Genomic DNA, 20939 nt, shown 5'->3' on the forward strand with positions numbered 1-20939 from the left:
GTCAGTTGTCAGTTTTCCTGGTTTGTAGTAAGGACTTTCGTCCTTGCTAGCACAGCTTTTTCAGGACTTTAGTCCTTACTACAAACTGTTTTAATTCTTAATCTTTAATTCTCCCACAGGTGCGGTGGTAGAAACCATCGCTGCCATTAATTGTTGGGGAACAACTTTAAAAGGCAGTCGGTGGATGTCGGAATTGGGATTGCAGGCGATATCGGCGGCGCGCTGCAATTCTGTGATGGTAATGTCTCCGAGTCCGAGGTGGTCTAAAGTTTGGGGTAATCCAATCTCGGCGTAGAATTTTAGCAGTTGCTGTCTGGCGCTAGCGGCGAGTTGATTGTTTTGCAGCATTTCTTCGAGTCGCAGTTGTACTAAAATGCCGTAGGCGACTTTTTCGCCGTGCAATGTGCCGTGACTTGCTAATAGATGAGTTAGACCGTTGTGGACGGCGTGGGCGGCGACGGTGCGGCATTGGGCGCCGCCGATTCCGCCGATTACTCCTGCTAGCAATACGGCGGCATCTGTGACTTCTTGCCAGGTTTCGCTACCGGGTTCTTTGAGGGCGGCGGCTGATTTTTGGAATAATATATCGCGCAGTATTCTAGCTTGTTGAACGGCGGAAATGATCAGGGTTTGTTCGGAGTGTCCGCTGCTGACTGATGCTTCGTACCATTTGGCGATCGCATCTCCAATTCCTGCTACTAATGTCCGCTGCGGTGCCGTTTGAATTAAGCCGTAGTCGAGTATTAATAAGTCGGGACATCTGGCTAATGTGACATCGTATTGGAATGCACCTTGTTCTGAATAAATGTTAGAAAGGGCTGTCCAAGCGGCACAGGTGGCGGCTGATGTGGGTATGGTGACGATCGGGATTTTGCACTGATAAGCGACGAGTTTAGCTGCGTCTAAGGCTTTGCCGCCGCCGACACCGATGATGAAATCGGCTTCATGGGTTTGGGCTGCTGCGCGGAGGGTTTCGAGGCTGGTTTCGCTGCAATCCTTGCCGTAGGCTGTTTCGGCGGATTTTAACTGCTGCTGTTCGAGGATTGGTTGCAGGTAGGGTTGGGCGGCGGCGAGGGAGTTGCTGCCGCCGACGATTAGCGGCCGCTTTCCGAAACGGGCGATCGCATCTCCGGCTTGTGCGATCGCCGATCGACCCCGCAATACACAGGCGGGAGCAATTGTCAAGGAATAAATTGCAGTTGGGGTGGCGGTTTTAGTGCTTTGGGTTTGAGTCATCGAACCACTGGATAAGTGACGAGAAGGTTGACGCTTTGCAGGATTGCTGGATTTTATAGGATAACTCTAACCCATGTTGGGCGATCGGGTAAGTTTTGTAAAGTTTTTATTAAGTATTGTGCGGGTTGGGGATCGAACGGGGGAGTTGAGGGGCGGGCGATCGAATTATCATTAGAATTGAGGCTTAACGTACCAATCCCAGACTCGTTTCACTTCTGCTGCATCCGGTTGAGAAATTTGCCCGATTTTCCCTAATAACAAAGACTTCTCCAGAGAATCTAATCTAGACAAACGCACTGTTGAAGCAACGCGCAAACCGCTAGCAGACCAATCATTAAGCAATACATCAGTTTGGGTGCGAGGTTTTGCAGAAGTAACGGCTGCTGCTACTACATCCTCGCCATCTAACCACAGTAAAAGTACGGGACGTTTTTTAAAGCCTGCGCCGCTTGTAAAGGGAATATTTGCCACCCAAAAATCACCCGGTTCAATAGTCGTCATAAAGTCCTTCGTCTTCGGGTGCGTAACCTTTCAAAAAAGCATCGTGACTGCGAGTAATAGCTGGGTCAATTAAATATTCTTCGCTGTTGACTGCAAAAAACTCTGTTAATTGGGCAGCGGTTAAATCTTGTTGGGTTGTTATCTCTACAAACGGTTTTAGTATTGGAGGGGATTCTAATACGCAACTCAAAAACTCAATAAACGAGCGCTTGGGATGCGATGGCTCTGTTTGCAAAAAATTGGACTCATAACTTTCATTTAGTGACGGTTTTACTTGTGCTTGATGTACAAGAAATTGCACAAAATCCAGAACTTCCTGTCGCTTTTCTGTTGGAAGCAGTTGCAGATTTTCTAATAATGTTTTTTCGAGATTGCCGAGTCTCAAAAAAATCACTGGATATGTGAAAGTTTTTGCTGGTTGGTTCATGGGAGTTTGACACTAACAGTAAAATTAATGTACTTATACGATTATAACTGACTTGCTCGGTCTGCGTGCGATCGCCCTTACCAATCAATTTTAGCTTTTTGCAACAGGAAAAGAGCTAGTCACAATATGCTCTGATTTTATACCAGCCTCAATCAGCGATTGGCTTAGCCCTTCCTCGAAGTTATCCTCTTCAATTACAACTTGACGATCGACTAAACGAGCATGAAACAGAATGGTGTCAATCCAGCGCTGTTTATCCCAGCCTGTCGCCAGAACCAGAAAGTGACCCGAATCGACATCACAGACGGAGTAAAGCTCGATCGCCTGTAAACGGGGTTGCGCGCGAGTTGCTTCTTGCAGGGTTTTTTTGAGAATCTCTGCATAGGTTAGTGAGTTATCCATTGGAGAATCGCCTCTTGACTTGGTTCGTAAACTAATAAATTGATTTTATTTCGCTGGACGGCTAACTGAAAAATCGGTTTTTGAAAGTGCTTAATGTAGATCGCTTGGCTCACTGCTAAAAACAACTGACGCTCCGGTTCTTGGTTTTCCAATGCCCATTGATAAAGCTGAAGTTGTCCCATCGTTTTTTCCAGTTCGCTAATGACTGATGGTGAATCAAAGTCTTTGATTTCAACAGCGATTTTATGCCCTTCTTTTTCGGCACTGAAAAACTTTTCTGCTCCTAAGTCGGCTTTCAAAAGAGTCTGCTCTAACACTAAGACTAAAGGATCGTCCGTAATTGTCCACCCGTCTTTTTCGAGGGTGCGACGCAGGGAGGAATGTAAATTATCGCGTCTAGACATTCGATATTCCAGAATTTAGGTTAGGAAAGCTCAGCACGAACCTCTTCAGCTCCCATGTCTTGTGGATGTCCCTTATTGTGAAAGTAAATAGTCTAATATGTAATCAAAGATCGCTTTTTTAAATGCGACGAGTAAGATGTTTGAGTCTGGTGGTGCGCCGTCGATCGAGAACAGAAGATTCCGACGGAGGTAAGAAGGGGTGGACAGACATGGGCAAGTTGCGGTATTTTTAGACTTTATTATGTATTGTATCGCATCTGCGGTACAATTATAAGTTAGCTGGCTTCGCTTTTGGCTGAAACAATGCTTCTAAATAATCTGCCAGTGTTTAACATTAAGCTATTCACCTCTAATTGCTGTAGTTCATTCTATGAGAAAACCACAAACTGTTAAAGCTTTGGAAAAGCTAGGACGGATTCAACTCTCTAAGAGTTTTTTCATGCGTGAATTTCTTTATTCAGAAATCTCTCAAATTGAAGGTATCCCTAACATTCCTAGCGATCCTGATTTGGCGATCGCAGCCGGAAAGAATTTGTGTGAGAGGGTGCTTGAACCAATTCAAGATGCGCTTGGTCGGATTAGTATCCGCTCAGCCTATCGTTCTTGTGCGGTGAACGCCAAAGGAGCAGAGAATAAAAATCAGTACAACTGTGCCAGCAATGAGTCCAACTATGCACAACATATCTGGGACGTAAAAGATTCAAAGGGGTATATGGGAGCAACAGCATGTATTATTGTTACATCATTCATCCCTTACTATGAACGCACTCAAGATTGGACAGCATTGGCATGGTGGATACATGACCACATTGATGCTTATGCAGAAATGACCTTTTTCCCAGATTATGCAGCGTTCAACATTAGGTGGAGCGAGAATCCTGATGTTTCAAAGAAAATTTCTAGTTACGTACAAAACCCGCACACTGGTAAGAGCGGGTATCTGACAAAGGAGGGGATGGATAATTTCTCCGGTTTGCACGAGCAGTTTTACCAAGAATTTATCGATCGCTGACTAAACATCTTTTTGAACTTCTATGCGATAGTTGTAGCCCTGTTCGGTGAGGAATAGTTGGCGGTGTCGGGCAAAATCTTCCTCGCAAGTTTGTAGCGAGACTAATGTATAAAAACTCGCAGTATGTCCATCGGATTTCGGGCGGAGAATTCGTCCTAGGCGCTGCGCTTCTTCTTGGCGAGAACCATACTTTCCCGATACCTGAATTAACACATCGGCATCGGGTAAATCGACGGCAAAATTGCCCACGCGAGATAGAATTAATCCGGGAATCTCTTTGTGACGGAATGCTTCGTATAACCGATCGCGCTCTGCCTGTTTTGTCTTCCCCGTAATCAGAGGCAATCCGGTAATTTTGGCGATCGCATCCAACTGTTCGAGATACTCACCAATAATTAAAATACGGTGTCCCGCCTCCTTTTGCAATAAACTTTGTACCACATCCAACTTACCCGGATTTTCCGCAGCAATCCGAAACTGATTGCGGCGGGGCGCTAGGGCATATTCCATTTTTTCCGCCTCATTTTGGGCGACGCGGATTTCCGTACAATTGGCAGTGGCAATAAATCCCTGTCCTTCCAATTCGCGCCAAGGTACGTCATAGCGTTTGGGCCCAATCAACGTGAATACATCGCCTTCTTTCCCGTCTTCGCGAATCAATGTCGCAGTTAAACCTAACCTGCGCCGTGCTTGTAATTCAGCGGTGATCCGAAATATCGGTGCAGGTAATAGATGGACTTCATCATAAATAATTAGTCCCCACGATTGGGCGTTAAATAACTCGAAATGCGGGAATTCATCATCTTTATTCGATCTGTAACTTAGCATTTGGTAAGTCGATAGGGTGACAGCAGCCGTCTGTTTGGTGACACTGCTGTACTCAGCGATCGCATCCTCAGTTAAACTTGTTTTGTCTAATATTTCCCTGCGCCACTGGTGCACAGAAGTCAAACTGCTGGTGAGGATGAGTGTCTTTTGCTTTACCAAACTCATCGCTAACATCCCGACTATGGTTTTACCAGCCCCGCACGGTAGGACGATCGTCCCGCTTCCACCTTTTACCTCCCCGTCCTGATAGAATGCCTCTGCTGCTTCTTGTTGATAAGCACGCAGCTTAAAGGGCAAATCTGTTAGAGTACGATCGCGCAAAGAAATCCCTAAATCGGCACCCTCCACATATCCAGCCAAATCTTCTGCCGGATAGCCCACCGCTAGTAAAGCTTGCTTGAGTACGCCGCGATTCCCGGCATCGACTTGAAAGCAAACATCGGAGATGCGCTTGCCCAACATTGGTTTGACGCGATCGTCCCTTACCAGCAATTCCGCTAGGGGCAAATCGGCAATTCGCAGTTGTAAATCGGGGCTAGCCGCATCGATTCTTTCAATTACAGTTAATCCATACCGCGCCCCTAAAAGTTCAATTTCCTGCGCTACGGAGTCAGGAATGGGATACTTGGCATACTTTCGCAAAGCTGCGATCGCGTCTTCAACTGGCATTCCCGCCGCCCGCGCATTCCACACGCTGAGGGGCGTGATCCGATAGGTGTGGATGTGTTCGGGACTTTTGATTAATTCCGCAAAGGGGGCGATCGCTTCTCGCGCCTGTTGTGCTGTGGGAGCGTGAACTTCTAGTAAAATTGAGCGATCGCTTTGCACGATCAAAGCATTTTCGGGAACGTAAGTCATAGGTTGTTTCGATCGCAGATAAAAGGCAGATAAAAGGCAGATAAACGCAGATAATTTTAATTGGTTGTATAGCAATCCTTGCAGGAGTCGTAAATTTTTTCCCCCACCCCAACCCTCCCCTTGGTAAGGGGAGGGAGTAAGAAACTCACAAATGATTTAGGATTGCTATAGATACTTGTAGGGGTGAAGGAGTCGGGCGATAATCTGAGTAATAATTTTCAGGATTTGTATCCGACTGCTGCACCCTGGCGCGAGTGCGATCGATACCACCGGACACTATCTTCTACCAATTTTAAACGAAATAACAGTATTCTTGTCCCCCCCGCAATGCAGCGGGGGGGCTAGGGGGGGTCGAAGAGTGTTGCACGATTTTAGAGAAATGGTATTACTATTTATCCCGTTGGGGTAAGACGTAGCCGATCTGCCGCAGGGCGTTGCGAAACTTAGTTTCCTGGGATAATGGAACTGCTAAAGTGCGATCGCCCGCTAGCTGACAGAATTTTTTTGTACGGGAATCATTGGCAATCAACACTGCTAAATGGGCGTTAGCACATTCGATTAACTTGACAGTTCCTGCATCTTGCAAACTATTCGATCGTTCTGTAACATCCGTCAGAAATTGCTGTACGGTTTCGGGTAGCGGTTCGATACTTCTTGTCTCTAAAACTTCTTTAAATTCTGCTAGGGGGTATCCGGCTTCAATGGCGGTAAATAGCTTTTGTCGATCGAGTTGCCAGACGACATCTGAAACTTTTTTAGTATAGAGATCGAGGACGATCGCATCTGATGTCGCGATGCCTTCTCCTGCTACAACAATATCTAAATTGGGCAGTACGCGGAGTGTTTGACGAAACTCAATTGCTGGCGGGGTGTAATTGTTAGTCAATCCCAAACAGTAAGCCCCCAAATCTGTCAGGCGAAAAGAGATTAAGCCGTCGTAGCGGCTGAGAAATCTCAAATCGTCCGTACCCCAAAGATCGTCAAAATCGCTGGGTACGAGGGAGGGATCGGCATAGGCAACATCAATTATTCCCAGGGTAGCAACATACTCAAACAACAGGCAGCGCATATATCTTTCTTGCAGAATATGCCAATCGTGACTGCCGGAATATCCTAAGTTACCATACCCAAATTCAGAAATATAGAGATTGTCGGGATCGCGCGTTACTTCAAACCGATTGCCCGTTGCCAACATATACCTGCTAAATTCGCTAAACAGAATCCATTTACCGATAGGACATTCTGCTAGCCTTGAGGCGATCGCCTCTCTCCGCCCCGCCACCGCTGTCATGCCGCGCGCGCCCTTGCCGGTTTGTCCTTTAATCGCATCAATGCGGCGAAATTCATCAAAAGTGTTTGTTTTTAACCAGCGCTTCCATGCTGTCTGTAATCCTTTGGCAGGAGATTCTTGCAAGGCTTTCTGTCCCGCTTTGGTCAAAACTAGCTTTTTGCCCGATTGTTCGGCGAATTTGCTCGCTTGGGCGATCGCGGCCCAAGCAAAGGATTTGATGTTACCAACCTCGTAGAATATATCGCCCTTTTCCAAGGTAGCTTGGCGCTGTTCGTCGTTATAAAAATCACCCCCTTGCAATACAGCGGCGATCGCTTTGAGAGTTGTGGCACCAGGTAATGCGGTTTTCTCGCTAACGGCAACTTTGCCCGACTGAATCAGACGCAAAACTGCTTCCAAATCCTTTGGGGCTGCCCGTTCCATTTCAAAAATTGTCAAGGGAAGTTCGTACTCGGATACCTCTCTTTGAGATGTACGAAAGTTATGTTTTTCTACACGAACCATAAAATTATCTGGCAGTACATCGCCAACCAGATTTAAGGAAATTCCTTGAGGTTTTGGCACAAACTTCAGCAATTTTTCTTCCAGATCGTAGGGTATCGCAGTGCCGTAGAAGAACAAGCATAGTAGGGATGGTTCTCGGTTGTATCCATAGCGATCGCTTGTTCCCCAGTTTGGTTGTTGTCCGTATTTCGCCATAAATACATCGGCATCATAGCCACCACCTGACCCATGTATAACTTCCGCTACGGCCGCTTTTTGCAGGTCGTCTAATTGCGCCCAAACTTGCTTGAGTTTTTGTCCCTGCATTTGCTCTTTAATCCCAGCAACCAGGTCAGCTTTGCGGGTTAATTTGCGATCGCCCGACAACAGTGCATTCAGCTTTTTTAAATCTTCAACAATTATTCCTTCGAGTGCCTCTTGGAGGGTAGGAACATCATCTATGGTTTGGTAACGCGGCATAATTTTTGGCAATTCGCCTGCTGCAAAATTGTTTGTGCTACCAAATATAACAACTTTCCCCGATTTGTAATTTGAATTTTTGTAACAAAAATCACAATCATGGTTTAATATTTATTGTTAAACAGGGTAATCTTATCTAATAAAGTACAAAATTAGGCAAACTTAAAAACTCGCAATTACACAACAACTCTTCACAAATTTAGGAAAAAATATTAATTTTAAATTTGAATTTTGAGATTTAACTCGGAGTGTGAGATAATTATTTACAATCGTGACTTGTGTTTTACTGGGCCCGCCAGCGCGGTAAAACAGCAGTATCAGTCAGCATTGTTAAAAAAAATTACCAATTCCCAATCATCAGCAACAAGGCGATATGAGCGAACACCCAACAATCAGCTACCGCACCGAAAGCGACTCAATGGGAGACAAACAAATCCCATCTAATGTCTATTATGGCATCCAAACTCTAAGGGCTATTGAAAATTTCCCGATTAGCGGCATTAAGCCTTTATCAACATACGTTGATGCTTGTGTTTTAATTAAGAAAGCAACGGCGATCGCCAATGGCGAACTCGGCTGCATTCCAGAAGACATCAGTCAAGCCATTGTCCAAGCAGCAGATGAAATCCTAGCAGGCAAATTGCGCGACCAATTTGTAGTTGATGTCTACCAAGCCGGCGCTGGAACTTCTCACCACATGAATGTTAATGAAGTTCTTTCTAATCGCGCTTTGGAAATTATGGGCGAGGAAAAAGGCAACTACAAGCGCGTCAGTCCTAACGACCACGTAAACTACGGTCAATCGACCAATGATGTGATTCCGACTGCGATTCGGATCGGCGGATTGTTGGCGTTAGAAAAGACTCTTTTTCCGGCTTTGTCGGATGCCGTAGTCGCCCTAGAAAACAAAGCAGAAGAATTCAAAGATATTGTTAAATCCGGCCGCACTCACATGCAAGATGCCGTACCTGTTAGACTCGGCGAAACCTTCGGCGCTTGGGCGCAAATTCTCAGAGAACATCGCATTCGCATTGAAATTGCATCGGGGGATTTGACATCCTTGGGATTGGGCGGCAGTGCGGTGGGGACTGGCTTAAATACTCACCCAGAATACTGTCAAAAAGTTGCTGAAATTCTCTCAGAATTAACCGATCAACCCCTGAAACCAGCAAGGCATTTAATGGCTGCTATGCAGAGTATGGCGCCGTTTGTAAATGTGTCCGGTGCACTGCGAAATCTCGCTCAAGATTGCGTTAAAATCTCCCACGACTTGCGTTTGATGGACTCCGGGCCGAAAACGGGTTTGAAAGAAATTCAACTGCCTCCCGTGCAACCGGGTTCGTCAATTATGCCGGGAAAATACAACCCTGTGATGGCAGAAATGACATCGATGGTGTGTTTTCAAGTTATGGGTTACGATAGCGCGATCGCCCTGGCCGCCCAAGCGGGACAATTAGAATTGAACGTGATGATGCCCCTGATTGCCTACAATCTGATTCACAGCATCGAAATTTTGGGCAATACGATTAGCGCCCTGAGCACCAAATGCCTCGCCAAAATTGAAGCTAAGGGCGATCGGTGTCTTGCTTACGCTGAAGGCAGTCTCGCCCTCGTTACCGCCCTCAACACTCACATCGGCTATCTCAACGCCGCCGCCGTCGCCAAAGAATCCCTAGAAACGGGCAAATCTTTGCGGCAAATTGTGCTAGAACGGGGTTTAATGAGTGCAGAAGACTTGGCAAAAGTTCTAGATTTAGAGAAAATGAGTGCGATGCCGGCATCTTCTGCTAACGTTTAGAAGATTGAAGGTATCAGGTAGAAACTAGAATGCTGAACTCGATATAATTCTGCCTTCAGCATTCTGATTTCTGCCTAAGCGCTGTCACAGGTTAAAGTTAAACAATTCAGAATTCAAGTTTTTTACATTTAATTCTGGATTTTTTTTATAGTCTAAAGTTTGGGGGCAAAATTTATGCGCGCAGGTTCTTTTGGCAAATTAACTCACGATAAAGAGAACACGACTCAAGTGACATTTCATTATGTGGAAGGTCACGCAGAAACCTTTACTCTTCCGATTCCTGCACAAGAATTCCAAGAGGAAGTGCTGAATTTGTTAAATCAACCTTGGTTGACTTTTCATTTAGCAGATCAAACCGTTTTTATTTGCACTGCCAGGGTGGTAAAAATAGAAGTGAAACCTGCTATTCCGGAACTTCAAGGTCAAGGAATATTCTCTAACTCGCTGCGAGTTAGTACCATGCAGCGGGCTGCTGTTGGTAGATTGCCAATGGATACTTAGGACCCATTTGTATTGAGATTATTCTGGTAAGGTGCGCGCAGATCGCCCTGCTTAAGGTGTTCCGTGCGTGCGTTACATTGAAAATATTCCCGATCGATAACCAATTACAAATTAATTCATAAATATGTCTGCTGTTAGTTTAATTCGTGCCAATTCATACGATCGCCAAATCTTGCAAGCATCTTTAGAAAGTTTGCTGGCACCCTGGGGCGGAATCTCGGCTTTTGTCAAATCGGGCGATCGGGTTTTACTCAAACCCAATCTCCTCACCGGTTCTCGCCCTACCAAAGAATGTGTCACCCGCCCCGAATTGGTTTACTGCGTGGCTAAAATGGTCGTGGAAGCGGGAGGAAAACCATTTTTAGGTGATAGTCCAGCTTTTGGCAGCGCCATGGGTGTAGCCAAAGCCAACGGTTATTTGCCGCTGTTGCAAGAACTGAATTTGCCAGTAGTTGAGTTTCAAGGAAAACGCTACAAAACTGTCAGCGAAGATTTCAATCATCTGCGAATTTGCAAAGAAGCTATGGAAGCGGATGTAGTGATTAATTTGCCCAAACTAAAATCTCACGTTCAATTAACGGTGACAATGGGCGTGAAAAATTTGTTCGGCTGCGTCCCCGGCAAAATGAAGGCTTGGTGGCACATGGAAGCTGGTAAAGATAGCGCCAGATTCGGTCAAATGCTGGTAGAAACTGCCCGGGCAATTAACCCAAATTTGACGATTTTGGATGGAATTATCGGTCACGAAGGTAACGGGCCAAGCGGCGGCGAACCTAAGTTTTTGGGAATTTTGGGTGCGTCTGATGATGTGTTTGCTTTGGACAGAACTTTAGTTGAAATTATTAATGCCGATCCGGCGGCGGTTCCAACTGTAGCTGCGGCGATGAAATTGGGACTTTGCTCGAATTTAGAAGCGATTGATTTTCCGCTTTTGCACCCGGAAGATGTGAAAATTTTGGATTGGAAGTTGCCGGCAAATATGATGCCGATCGACTTTGGTATGCCTCGGGTGATTAAGTCTACTTTCAGGCATTTTTATATCCGCTTTATCAAAGAACGGGTCGGGGCTTACGCCGATCGATAGGAGGCCTTCGCGACAGATTCACAAAAATGCGCCCTTGTCAACCACCTCTTGTGATGAAGATTAAACAAAAGTTTAGCTTCCTAACTCAACTGGGAGGTAAATTTTTATGTTAAGGAACTGTAGCGGCCGCAAAATTTGTGGCTACTGATAGATGAAATCGTAAATTTTATACTTCGATGTCGCCAAAGATTTCAGGACTATTATTTAGCTACAAAGGCAAGAAAGTTTTTATTGGTCTCGATCGCAGGCTACATCGCTACCCAGTTTTATAACTTAATTTATACTTAAATTATTGCTGGATTTCTAAATATAGGAAAACTTACTCACAGCCCGATCGCGGAATGTGTAGTTTTTTATCAAACGTGACAAAGCAAGTTAAATGCGTTAGCTTAAATTCGATGTAAGCTGAAAACCACGCCGCAGCAATTGTGTTTCCGAAACCTAATAATTTTGGGGCAGTCATCCGCTGTATTTCGGATTCCGCAATGGTCGCTGGCAGATAATTTATTTGCGGATTTGAAATCCAATATTAGTGGTTATTAGTACGTCAAGTACCTAAATAATGAAAACTAAAATGCAAAGTCAAAATTGCTTAAGTCCTACCGTCGTCTGTCCTATATCGGGACAGACTATGAAACCGTGGCTATTGATACCGGGTGATTGGCGCAGACCTGGAAACAAAGAATCATTTCAATTGTACTGGTGCGAAAAGTCACAACTTGGATGCATTCATCCTTTACCCGAACTCAAAAAAATCGCCAGCTTCTACGAAATTGACGAGTATTATACTCATCATGCAGACTCCAGAGATTCCGACTCTTCCTCTTCTATTTCCTTCTTGGATAAATTGCGCACGCATCTAGCTTGGCGTTTCGATCGCGGAGTAGATGTCACAAGTCAATGGTGGAAGCAACAGTTTGGGACTGCTTCGTACTCGATCTTAGAAATCGGTTGCGCCAACGGCGAACTGATGGAAGAACTCCAAGCAGATGGTCACAAAGTCTGGGGCGTAGAACCCGATCGACAAGCTTTGGTTTTTGCCGAGCAGCGAGGTCTTAATGTATTTTATGGTACTGCGGAATCTTTGCCCCCGGAAGTCAAGTCTAGACAGTACGACACGATCGTGATGAACCACGTACTCGAACATACCATAGATCCTTTACTGGCACTGCGCAATGCCATGAATTTGCTCGTGGATGGCGGCAAATTGGTGATGGAAGTACCCAATAACTCTTGTATTGGACTGAAGTCATCAGGGATTGCATGGATGCATCTAGATGTACCAAGGCATTTGTATTTCTTCACACCGCATAGCTTCCGCGCTATCTGTGAAAAAGTGGGATTTGAGATAATTTGTACCGAGTTTAATGGCTACTATCGCCAATTTGCCAACAGTTGGATCGATGAAGAAAGAAACATTTTTAATGTGTTCGATTCAATGGAATGTCCTGGGACAGTAAAGCCCAAAGAAAACAGTAAAGTCCAAGCTTGGAACCTACTTCTCAAAACAATTTTTGCGGCTGATGAAAACAAGTACGATTCGATCCGGGTTGTGGCCCAAAAGCCATAGCAAGAGCGAGGTAAGGGCAACAAACTTTTGGTTTTATATCAAGTTTGGTTACACAGTCACAATACTTTTGCCCTCCCCTGCGATAATTCCCAATGCCAGGAGTGCGATCGGACAAAATGCGACATTGACCCAGCACTCAACCTGACTCGATCGAGACTGACGCACAAATTGTATATGTAGGGTGCGCAGCGCGCACCTTACCCCATAAAAAATCTAAAAATTGCTTTCTGGCGTAAGTCTTCTTGAAGATGCGATCGCAGTTGCACCTGAAAATAATTAGTTACGATCTCTACTTTTTGCTTTTTTACTTTTTAGTTGTGAGCACCCATAATTCACAAGTAACTTTTAAATTTCAACCATACAATACTTCTTCCACAGGCGGCGTGGCGTCTGTGGGGTCGAACTGTTTAATTTTCAAAGCTTGCAGCAAAAACAGCCAGATATAAAGCGGATTCAAAAAAACATAGCGCTGCCAAAGGCGCTTGGGTTCCTTAATCATCCGAAACAGCCATTCCAAACCTATCTTAGATAAAAACTCAGGAGCTTTTGCCAAATTACCCGCATGAAAATCGTAAGCAGCACCTACAGCAACCAGCGGCATTGATAAGTCGTCCCGGTATTCGTAAGCCCAGACTTCTTGTCGCGGACACCCCAAACCGACAAAAGTAATTGCTGCACCGCTGTTGCGGATTTGCTGCGCAATTTCTTGTTTCTCTTGAACCGAAACGTGCCTAAATTTAGAAGGCTGAGTTCCAGCAATAATTAACTTGGGAAAACGCTGGCAGAGATTGCGAGATAAAGCCTCCAGTACAGAAGCTTGAGATCCGTACAAATAGATAGATAATCCTTCTTCTGCCGCACGTTCGCAGATATGTAACATCGCATTCGGCCCGCAAACTCGATCGGGCAATCCCGTATTGTAGAGCAAATTTAACGCCCACCTCACCGGCTGTCCGTCTGGCAATACCAAGTCAATGTGATTGATCCGATAGCGATGAGTCCTGTCAAGAACCCCAGTCATCACCCCGTGAACCGCTAAAGCCGAAACAGACATAGGTTCTCGGGCGCTGGCTGCTGCAATAATTTTGCTCACAGCCGCTTCATAATTAACCGCATTTACTAATATGCCCAGTACATTCTTTTTCCCTTTATCAATCATGGAAGACCTCTTTAAGCCAACACTCGCCGTTACACTCATAAATATCCTGTACGATTTTTTTAACTTTGTATTCCATCGTTTGCAAAATTGGCACCCTGTTCTTTTTTTTACTCAATCCTTCGACCCCTCTTTCAGCCAACGCTCGCGGTTACATTCATAAATCTCCTGTAGGATTTGTTTAACGTTATATTTCATTTTCCAGTCAGGATAGTGACTGGAAAATTTTGAATTGTCGCTAATCCACCAAATGTGATCGCCAATGCGATTTCCTTCAGCATAAGTCCAATTAAATTTGCGTTCCGCAATTGCCTCGCACATGTGGATAGCTTCTAACATCGAACAATTGCTGTATCTGCCTCCTCCTGTATTGTAAACTTGGGCGCTTCTGGGAGCTTTATAAAATTCATAAAATGCCGAAATTAAATCCGCGCTGTGAATGTTATCGCGGACTTGCTTGCCTTTGTAGCCAAACACGGTGTAAGGAGTTCCCGTGACGGCACACTTCATCAAGTAGGCGAGGAAGCCGTGCAATTGAGCTCCCGAGTGATTTGGCCCCGTCAAGCAGCCGCCGCGAAAACAAGCGGTGTTCATATTAAAATATCGACCGTATTCTTGAACTAAAACGTCAGCAGCTACCTTAGAAGCACCAAACAAACTGTGCAGGCACTGATCGATCGACATATCTTCCCGAATGCCGCTTTCGTAAGTGTGGCCCGCTTCAATTTCCCACCTGTGTTCTAATTCAATTAAAGGCAATTTGTTGGGTGTATCGCCGTATACTTTATTCGTAGAAGTGAAAATGAAAACTGCTTTGGGACAGTACAAGCGAGTTACTTCTAGAAGATTGAGAGTGCCGTTGGCATTGACGGTAAAGTCTATTTTCGGAGCACGGCAAGCCCAATCATGGCTAGGTTGTGCTGCGGTGTGAATGACTAACTCGATCGACTCGCCGTACCGCTGAAAGATATTGGTAATCGCTTCGTAGTCGCGAATGTCCACATCTAAGTGATAATACTTGGTTCCCAAGGACTTTTCGAGGAGTTGGCGGTTCCAGTTTGTAGAACCGTCAGCCCCAAAAAAGAACTGGCGCATATTATTGTCGATACCAACTATCTCGAAGCCTTGTTTGGCAAAGAACTTACAAGCCTCCGAGCCAATTAAACCCGCCGATCCAGTAATGATTGCAACGCTCACGTTTTACCGCCTAAAAAATATAGTTTTCTTTGTTTTGTACGATCGAACAAACCACAGATCACCCAGATTTTCGATAGACTATATCTTCGCACAATTGAGCAAAGAATTCACCTTTAACATCCCAATCATATACTTCTCTGACGTGATTTCGACCTGCTTCACCCAACCGCGATCGCAACTCGGCATCACCGGCTAAATGAGCGATCGCCTCAGCTAGACCCTGCACTGCCTGTTCTGGATTGTAAGCAGGTACTTTTACCCCCGTTTGGGCAGTCACTTGAGTGGCAGGCCCTCCCAGATCCAAGCAGATGATGGGACGCCCAGCCGCCATCCCCTCCAGACACGTCCACCCCCCTGAATCGTGCAAGCTAGGGTGAATCAGTACATGAGACTCCCCTAACTTGCCCAAACTTTCCTCGCGCGGGAGCCTCCCCCAAAACTTAACTTGAGAAGCAATGCCCAATTCTTGCGCTAAAGACTGAAGGCGATCGCGTTCCGGGCCGTCCCCCAGCAGCCAATATTCGGCATTCGGCAAGTTAGCTCGGGCAAAAGCCCGTACCGCCAGGTGATAGCCTTTCCAGTGCAGCAACCGCCCCATACTGATAAACCCGATCGGCGAATCCCCTGGCATTTTGCACTCTCCCAGCCTCTCCATCTCTGCCTTTGACAGGCCGGCTTCTGAAAGCACCTGCACCTTTTTAGCCCCCATCGCCCGCACCCGCTTCGCCGTGTCCTCCGTTGTCGCCAAAGCTAAGACGCTTCTTTGAGCCGTCATCCTGGCAAAGGGATCTCTCTCACCGAGGCGCTGCCCCCAGTCTCGCGCGGTTTCGTAAAGTTTTGCCTTGGAGCTAAAATCTTCCCAAAAAGGTTTAGGGGCTGCTTCGCCGCCCCCCACAGGCCCCCAAATAAAAGGAACAGGCAGCAGCGAGATGAAGCTGGGCGACCAAAATTTAACGTAGGTGACGTGGCGGGCGATGTCGAAATTAATTTGGCGGTGGAGGTCGCGCGCCTCTAAATAAGCCAAAATTTGCCACAGGTAATAGTGCAATTGCAGCCCTCCCTGTCTACCTTTAAAGTTTTCGCTCCAGCCGAAAGGCTCAATGTAGACGAAGTGCAGGTTAGGGTTCGGGCTCGCCGCGAGGAAGGCTTCAATAGCGGTACGGTAAAAAGTGCGAGTTAGTACCCACACTTCTTGGTGTTTGGCGGCTTCTACCACCGCATTCCAGCCCACTCCTTCCTCAGATCCTTGTCCGGGTTCGCAGGCAAAGGCAGATAAAAGAATTTTCATCGGCAATTGTTAATGCTTAGTGGTTAGTGGTTAGGCATGAGTTTTTAATTTTTTGTTCGTGGTTAGTTTCTGTTGGTTACTTAAAACGCTGTTTTTTTCTACTACCCACAACAGCTTAACCGCTAACCATTAAAAATGATGTTACTTCGACATAAGCTTGGGCGGCTGTTTCGGGAGTTTTTTGAGCAATTAGTTCGCGCGATCGCTCTCCCATCGACTCAATCAAATCTGGATTGTCCAGAAAACGCCGCATCGCCGAGGCCAAACCTTGAGAGTCTCTAGGATCGAAAATGTAACCATTCTCCCCTTCAGCAATCAATTCGCAGGAAGCTGCACCATTTGAGCAGAGTACGGGTTTGCCAAAAACCATCGCCTCCGGTACCACCATTCCCCAGACATCCTCAAAAGTAGGGAATACAAAAACATCAGCTTGCTGAAAGTAAGCACCCAAACTTCCATATTCCACCCATCCGGCCCAAGTTACCTGCTCTTCAAAATTGCGCTCTTTAATAAAAGCTTCCAGTTCCTCCCGCTGATCTCCCTTGCCAACAATCAACAGCGAATAATCAGCATAACCTTGACTTTTAAGAATAGCGCAAGCTTCTAAAAGCGTTTTAATTCCCTTTCTAGCTGTGAGCCGCCCTACATACAGAAAAATTGGGCGTTTTAACTGCAAATTTGGCTGCTTAGTTCGATCCAATTGTTTCATTAAAGCTCCCGCATCCGGGACAAGATAGGTTCTAGTAAAAATTTTTTGCTCCGGTACGTTAAGCGCTTCGATCAGATATTGTTTGCCAGCATTACTGTTAGAAACAAAAGCATCGGCAAACCGCACAAGTATGCGGCGAACAAATGTCCGAAAACTGGAATCTCGAAAGTCTGTATTCGGGGAACTGCCATCATAAATAATCGCAATTTTCCATCCCATCAGTGGTTTTAACAAAGCCACAATTACAGTCCACAAAGAGAAAGCTTGGGGAAATACGACATGAGGTCGAAATTCAAGCAGATACCCAATAATGGCTGGTGAGACTACAATAAACCCGCGATCGTAGCCTGTATTTATCTTTGTCGTTTCGACAAAACTCGTCTTTCCTACTAGCTGAATTGCCGACGATCCAGGCATTGTCGGGTCGAATCCCGGCCAGACACCGCCGGTGTAGAACACAGTGTTTTTAAACACTTTCGTAAATTCTCTCAAAACAGGCTGCCAGTAAGCTCCCAGACCCACTTCCGGGACAAGCCAAGCGATGCGGATTTCATCCATGCGGTTCACCTTTAGTTGTAGCGACGACAAGAAAGCCGGCGGTATCGCCAAAAACCTTCCCCATTCCCTGCGCTTGCAAAAATACGGCGTTGCTGATTTAGGGTATGACTGGCTCAATATGCAAGTCAGAGAAACCAGTATCCACAAAACTTCGGGATTTTCAAGTTATTTTTTTCATCCCCTGATTAAGCAACGCCAAATACAATCAGCCGCGATAGCCTACAGATCCTCGGCGGAGCGAGATCAAAATCAACCTCAAATAAGGTAACAGCCAATATATCGGCCACAAGATATTCGTGTGCCGCTGTACGAGCACTTTCGACTCTTTTGGCCCAAAACCCTTGGGTTGCAATACCTTTTTAAATCGATCGGCCAAACTCATGTTCGGGTCTTCCCAACAGTTACCCTCAGGCGGGTTGGTCGAGCAGGTTCCCACGTATCCAGGAACCACCCAAACTGTACAATTTTGTTGCACCGCTCGCAAACCGTAGTCAATATCTCCCATGCTGTGGATGAATGCGGGGTCTAGGTTTCCCACTACTTCAACTACCGATCGCGGCATCAAAACGCAGTTACCGTTCATAGTATGGCACGGCTGAGCTTCCTCGCTCGGTTCCACCAGACGAAAGTGCAAAGGATGCCACCAGCTAGTCCGCAACCAGCCTCCATAAGTCAGAACCCCAGTTTCCGAGTCGCGAGTAGAACCCACTGCAATAGCTCGCGTGTTGCCTTGCTCAGCTAAGCAGCGGGACGTTGCCAGCATTTTGTTCAAGGCTTCCGGTTCCAGTACAGTGTCATCGTTGAGCCAGACGTAGTAGTCATAATTTTGCTTGATGGCTTCAGCAAATCCTTGCCGCATTCCTCCATTCCAAAACAGGTTCCCATCTCCGCGCAGCAATTTAACTTGCGGATAAGTCTCCTGCACAGCTTCGGCCGTACCGTCAGTGCTGGCATCGTCCACTAAGTACGCCACCAGCAAGACATCTGCAGGCAGCACCTGATTGAATAGCGCCGCGAGACTAGCTAAGGTCTTTTGCTTGCGGTTATGGCAAGTTATGATTGTTGCTATAGTGCTGTGTGGTTTCATCAATCTATAATAGTTTCATTCAATATTGTAGTCTGGAAAAAAATATGAGGCAATTACTCAAAAAAATAGCGTATAAAATACTTAAGCCTTTGGGATTCGATCTCCCGCGTCAAGGCATGAGAACATCTATGTACGGCGTACTCGATCAGTTTATCAAGTTGGGTTTTCAACCAGAAACCGTTATAGATGTCGGCGTTGCCTACGGAACTTTTGAATTGTACGAAAAATTTCCCCAAACCAATTTTTTGCTGGTAGAGCCTTTGATCGAATACGAGAAAAATTTAAAAGAAATTTGTCAAAAATACAACGCTCAGTATATCATGGCTGGTGCCGGCGCTCAAGCGGGAAATATTACGATTAATGTTCACCCTCAACTTTACGGCTCTTCTACTCTCAAGGAGTCAGAAGGTAGTGTTGCCGACGGTGTTCCCAGGGAAATTCCTCTGGTTGTCCTTGATGATTTGTGCCGGGAAAGAAACTTAAAAGGGCCTTATTTATTGAAGGTAGACGTGCAGGGCGCTGAGCTTAATGTTTTAGACGGCTCTCGCCAGGTGCTGGAGGATACAGAAATAATCATTCTGGAAGTATCCCTGTTTGAATTCTTTGTCGGCGGGCCACAATTCTACGATATCGTCAGTTATATGAAAGAGCGCGGATTCGTCACCTACGATATTTTTGGGGGTTACATCCGTCCCCTCGACGGAGCTTTAGCTCAAGTAGACATGGTGTTTGTTAAAGAAAACGGACAATTTAGAAAGTCTAATTTTTTTGCTACGCCACAGCAGCGGAAACAGTTGGTTTAAGGGGCGGCGCTGTTTGAAGCGCTGGCGAGTTCGGAAAAAAGAGACAAATAGCGATTTGCTTGTATGTCTGAGGTAAATTCTTGTTCCACTTTTTGACGGGCCCTGGCGCAGAGTTTTTGGTGTCGCTCCGGATCTTCGAGTACCCATGCAATACCTTTTGCTAAGTCTTCTGTTTCATAAGGTTTCGCTAAGTAGCCATTTGAGCAGTGTTCGATCATATCCGGCAGTCCCCCGATATTGAATGCGACGCTGGGGATGGCGCAGGCTCCAGCTTCCATCACCGTGTTTGGCAAATTATCGTAAACAGAAGGGGCGACGAAGACATCTGCTGCTGCATAAACTGTTGCTAAGGAGATATCATCTGCTAGATTACCCAAATAGTGAGCTTGAAAACCCAGTTCAACTGCATTTTCAGGTTGAGAAGAACCAAAAACCAGCAGCTCTATCCGATCTTTCCAGCCCGACTTGCTGAGGCTTTGCAAAGCCGATACTAGCAGGTTAAATCCTTTCCAGCGGTTGCTAGTTCCTCCTGCAATTCCAAAGAGTACAATTTGTTTATCTTTAGGTAAATTCAGAATTTCTCGCGCCCATTGACTATTGATGGGTTTGTACTTTTGAATATCGATGCCGTAAGGAATTACCTCAACTCGATAATCTTTGAACAAAGAACTAGAACTAGCGCATTTAGCCAACCAAGCACTAGGGCTAACCACAGTTAGGTCAATATTTTTCCAAGCTTTCGCTTTCCGCTGCCACACCCACCGCGACAGATCCGCATCTTTGCTGCTGTGCAGTTGCGGGCAGCTACCGCAAGATTTAGTGTAGCGATCGCACTCTTCGCTATAGTGGCATCCACCTGTAAAAGGCCACATATCGTGGAGCGTCCAGACTAGGGGTTTATTAAACTTCGGAACACTTTCTACTTGCATATAACCCCCACAAACCCAGTGCAGGTTAATAATATCTGGTTGAATTTTGGCAACTTTAGCAGCCAGGGAGTCCGGCAGCCATTCTGGAGAAAATATAGCGGGATTTCTCTCAGGGTAAAGTCGCAATGGCGAGTTTGATATAGTTGAAATAATCTTATCAAACTTATTCGCAATACCATTCTGTGACAAGATGACATTCGGATCGCCACTTTTCTTATTTTTCACCAGCATTTGCGAAGACACGCCAATTCCCTGCAAACCTTGGTGCAGTCTATAAGCGGCGCGGGCTGCACCGCCTTCACTATCAGAACTATTAATAAGTACAACCTTCATCTCC

Annotated in this window: 19 protein-coding genes; 6 read left to right on the forward strand and 13 right to left on the reverse strand. The window is 45.8% G+C overall.

Annotation, left to right across the window (positions count from 1 at the left end):
• Positions 1–90: 90 nt before the first annotated feature.
• The 5 genes from QUA99_RS02225 to QUA99_RS02245 all read right to left on the reverse strand — a co-directional run bounded on the left by QUA99_RS02225 (position 91) and on the right by QUA99_RS02245 (position 2970).
• Positions 91–1236: an iron-containing alcohol dehydrogenase family protein gene (locus QUA99_RS02225; protein ID WP_333239115.1), complete on the reverse strand. Its 1146-nt coding sequence runs from the start codon at positions 1234–1236 to the stop codon at positions 91–93.
• A 171-nt stretch (positions 1237–1407) separates the two neighbouring features.
• Positions 1408–1737, reverse strand: coding sequence for a type II toxin-antitoxin system PemK/MazF family toxin (locus tag QUA99_RS02230; protein WP_333239113.1), 330 nt, complete (start codon positions 1735–1737; stop codon positions 1408–1410).
• Positions 1724–2164 carry a hypothetical protein gene (locus tag QUA99_RS02235; protein WP_333239111.1) on the reverse strand — a complete coding sequence of 147 codons (441 nt, stop codon included), beginning with the start codon at positions 2162–2164 and terminating at the stop codon, positions 1724–1726. Before QUA99_RS02235 ends, QUA99_RS02230 begins: the two co-directional genes overlap by 14 nt.
• Positions 2165–2254: 90 nt before the next feature.
• A complete protein-coding gene (locus tag QUA99_RS02240) occupies positions 2255–2566 on the reverse strand; it encodes an element excision factor XisI family protein (protein WP_333239109.1) in 312 nt (103 codons plus the stop codon).
• The gene (locus tag QUA99_RS02245) at positions 2551–2970 is read right to left on the reverse strand and encodes a XisH family protein (RefSeq protein WP_332948402.1); all 420 of its coding nucleotides are present in this window, start codon (positions 2968–2970) and stop codon (positions 2551–2553) included. Before QUA99_RS02245 ends, QUA99_RS02240 begins: the two co-directional genes overlap by 16 nt.
• A 370-nt stretch (positions 2971–3340) precedes the next feature.
• Between QUA99_RS02245 and QUA99_RS02250 the strand changes: the two genes are divergently transcribed.
• Positions 3341–3982 carry a peptidase M15 gene (locus QUA99_RS02250; RefSeq protein ID WP_333239107.1) on the forward strand — a complete coding sequence of 214 codons (642 nt, stop codon included), beginning with the start codon at positions 3341–3343 and terminating at the stop codon, positions 3980–3982.
• Here QUA99_RS02250 and QUA99_RS02255 read toward each other — a convergent pair whose 3' ends face one another.
• Positions 3983–5668: a DNA repair helicase XPB gene (locus QUA99_RS02255; protein WP_333239105.1), complete on the reverse strand. Its 1686-nt coding sequence runs from the start codon at positions 5666–5668 to the stop codon at positions 3983–3985.
• 388 nt (positions 5669–6056) lie between these two features.
• Positions 6057–7922 carry a hypothetical protein gene (locus tag QUA99_RS02260; protein WP_333239103.1) on the reverse strand — a complete coding sequence of 622 codons (1866 nt, stop codon included), beginning with the start codon at positions 7920–7922 and terminating at the stop codon, positions 6057–6059.
• Between the two features lie 373 nt (positions 7923–8295).
• Between QUA99_RS02260 and QUA99_RS02265 the strand changes: the two genes are divergently transcribed.
• From QUA99_RS02265 to QUA99_RS02280, 4 genes are all read left to right on the forward strand, one after another.
• Complete coding sequence (locus QUA99_RS02265; protein WP_333239101.1) at positions 8296–9720, forward strand: aspartate ammonia-lyase; 1425 nt, start codon at positions 8296–8298, stop codon at positions 9718–9720.
• A gap of 174 nt (positions 9721–9894) precedes the next feature.
• The gene (locus tag QUA99_RS02270; RefSeq protein ID WP_333239099.1) at positions 9895–10221 is read left to right on the forward strand and encodes a hypothetical protein; all 327 of its coding nucleotides are present in this window, start codon (positions 9895–9897) and stop codon (positions 10219–10221) included.
• Between the two features lie 124 nt (positions 10222–10345).
• Entirely contained in the window at positions 10346–11305 is a 960-nt protein-coding gene (locus QUA99_RS02275) for a DUF362 domain-containing protein (RefSeq protein WP_333239097.1), read from the forward strand.
• A 631-nt stretch (positions 11306–11936) separates the two neighbouring features.
• Positions 11937–12875, forward strand: a complete 939-nt coding sequence (locus QUA99_RS02280; protein WP_333239096.1) for a class I SAM-dependent methyltransferase — start codon at positions 11937–11939, stop codon at positions 12873–12875.
• Between the two features lie 352 nt (positions 12876–13227).
• Here QUA99_RS02280 and QUA99_RS02285 read toward each other — a convergent pair whose 3' ends face one another.
• The 5 genes from QUA99_RS02285 to QUA99_RS02305 form a co-directional block, all read right to left on the reverse strand.
• Positions 13228–14034 carry a WecB/TagA/CpsF family glycosyltransferase gene (locus QUA99_RS02285; RefSeq protein ID WP_333460295.1) on the reverse strand — a complete coding sequence of 269 codons (807 nt, stop codon included), beginning with the start codon at positions 14032–14034 and terminating at the stop codon, positions 13228–13230.
• A 111-nt stretch (positions 14035–14145) separates the two neighbouring features.
• Positions 14146–15228, reverse strand: a complete 1083-nt coding sequence (locus tag QUA99_RS02290; RefSeq protein WP_333239092.1) for an NAD-dependent epimerase/dehydratase family protein — start codon at positions 15226–15228, stop codon at positions 14146–14148.
• A 58-nt stretch (positions 15229–15286) separates the two neighbouring features.
• A complete protein-coding gene (locus QUA99_RS02295; protein WP_333239090.1) occupies positions 15287–16516 on the reverse strand; it encodes a glycosyltransferase in 1230 nt (409 codons plus the stop codon).
• 115 nt (positions 16517–16631) lie between these two features.
• Positions 16632–17783: a glycosyltransferase family 4 protein gene (locus tag QUA99_RS02300; RefSeq protein WP_333239088.1), complete on the reverse strand. Its 1152-nt coding sequence runs from the start codon at positions 17781–17783 to the stop codon at positions 16632–16634.
• 205 nt (positions 17784–17988) lie between these two features.
• Entirely contained in the window at positions 17989–18870 is an 882-nt protein-coding gene (locus tag QUA99_RS02305; protein WP_333239086.1) for a glycosyltransferase family 2 protein, read from the reverse strand.
• A 44-nt stretch (positions 18871–18914) separates the two neighbouring features.
• Here QUA99_RS02305 and QUA99_RS02310 point away from each other — a divergent pair, with 44 nt between their 5' ends.
• On the forward strand, positions 18915–19673 hold the full coding sequence (locus QUA99_RS02310) for an FkbM family methyltransferase (RefSeq protein ID WP_333239084.1): 759 nt from the start codon (positions 18915–18917) through the stop codon (positions 19671–19673).
• Here the strand turns inward: QUA99_RS02310 and QUA99_RS02315 are convergent.
• The gene (locus QUA99_RS02315) at positions 19670–20935 is read right to left on the reverse strand and encodes a glycosyltransferase family 4 protein (RefSeq protein WP_333239082.1); all 1266 of its coding nucleotides are present in this window, start codon (positions 20933–20935) and stop codon (positions 19670–19672) included. The genes QUA99_RS02310 and QUA99_RS02315 overlap by 4 nt on opposite strands.
• Positions 20936–20939: the final 4 nt, after the last annotated feature.

The organism is Microcoleus sp. F10-B2, assembly GCF_036704965.1.
Classification (GTDB): domain Bacteria; phylum Cyanobacteriota; class Cyanobacteriia; order Cyanobacteriales; family Microcoleaceae; genus Microcoleus.

What these genes read in the sequence shown, in the direction of transcription:
- QUA99_RS02240 (WP_333239109.1), bottom strand. Translation starts at nt 2,566, where the DNA reads ATGGATAACTCACTAACCTATGCAGAGATTCTCAAAAAAACCCTGCAA.
- QUA99_RS02305 (WP_333239086.1), bottom strand. Translation starts at nt 18,870, where the DNA reads ATGAAACCACACAGCACTATAGCAACAATCATAACTTGCCATAACCGC.
- QUA99_RS02230 (WP_333239113.1), bottom strand. Translation starts at nt 1,737, where the DNA reads ATGACGACTATTGAACCGGGTGATTTTTGGGTGGCAAATATTCCCTTT.
- QUA99_RS02245 (WP_332948402.1), bottom strand. Translation starts at nt 2,970, where the DNA reads ATGTCTAGACGCGATAATTTACATTCCTCCCTGCGTCGCACCCTCGAA.
- QUA99_RS02300 (WP_333239088.1), bottom strand. Translation starts at nt 17,783, where the DNA reads ATGGATGAAATCCGCATCGCTTGGCTTGTCCCGGAAGTGGGTCTGGGA.
- QUA99_RS02225 (WP_333239115.1), bottom strand. Translation starts at nt 1,236, where the DNA reads ATGACTCAAACCCAAAGCACTAAAACCGCCACCCCAACTGCAATTTAT.
- QUA99_RS02235 (WP_333239111.1), bottom strand. Translation starts at nt 2,164, where the DNA reads ATGAACCAACCAGCAAAAACTTTCACATATCCAGTGATTTTTTTGAGA.
- QUA99_RS02270 (WP_333239099.1), top strand. Translation starts at nt 9,895, where the DNA reads ATGCGCGCAGGTTCTTTTGGCAAATTAACTCACGATAAAGAGAACACG.
- QUA99_RS02275 (WP_333239097.1), top strand. Translation starts at nt 10,346, where the DNA reads ATGTCTGCTGTTAGTTTAATTCGTGCCAATTCATACGATCGCCAAATC.
- QUA99_RS02250 (WP_333239107.1), top strand. Translation starts at nt 3,341, where the DNA reads ATGAGAAAACCACAAACTGTTAAAGCTTTGGAAAAGCTAGGACGGATT.
- QUA99_RS02285 (WP_333460295.1), bottom strand. Translation starts at nt 14,034, where the DNA reads ATGATTGATAAAGGGAAAAAGAATGTACTGGGCATATTAGTAAATGCG.
- QUA99_RS02265 (WP_333239101.1), top strand. Translation starts at nt 8,296, where the DNA reads ATGAGCGAACACCCAACAATCAGCTACCGCACCGAAAGCGACTCAATG.
- QUA99_RS02260 (WP_333239103.1), bottom strand. Translation starts at nt 7,922, where the DNA reads ATGCCGCGTTACCAAACCATAGATGATGTTCCTACCCTCCAAGAGGCA.
- QUA99_RS02310 (WP_333239084.1), top strand. Translation starts at nt 18,915, where the DNA reads ATGAGGCAATTACTCAAAAAAATAGCGTATAAAATACTTAAGCCTTTG.
- QUA99_RS02315 (WP_333239082.1), bottom strand. Translation starts at nt 20,935, where the DNA reads ATGAAGGTTGTACTTATTAATAGTTCTGATAGTGAAGGCGGTGCAGCC.
- QUA99_RS02295 (WP_333239090.1), bottom strand. Translation starts at nt 16,516, where the DNA reads ATGAAAATTCTTTTATCTGCCTTTGCCTGCGAACCCGGACAAGGATCT.
- QUA99_RS02280 (WP_333239096.1), top strand. Translation starts at nt 11,937, where the DNA reads ATGAAACCGTGGCTATTGATACCGGGTGATTGGCGCAGACCTGGAAAC.
- QUA99_RS02255 (WP_333239105.1), bottom strand. Translation starts at nt 5,668, where the DNA reads ATGACTTACGTTCCCGAAAATGCTTTGATCGTGCAAAGCGATCGCTCA.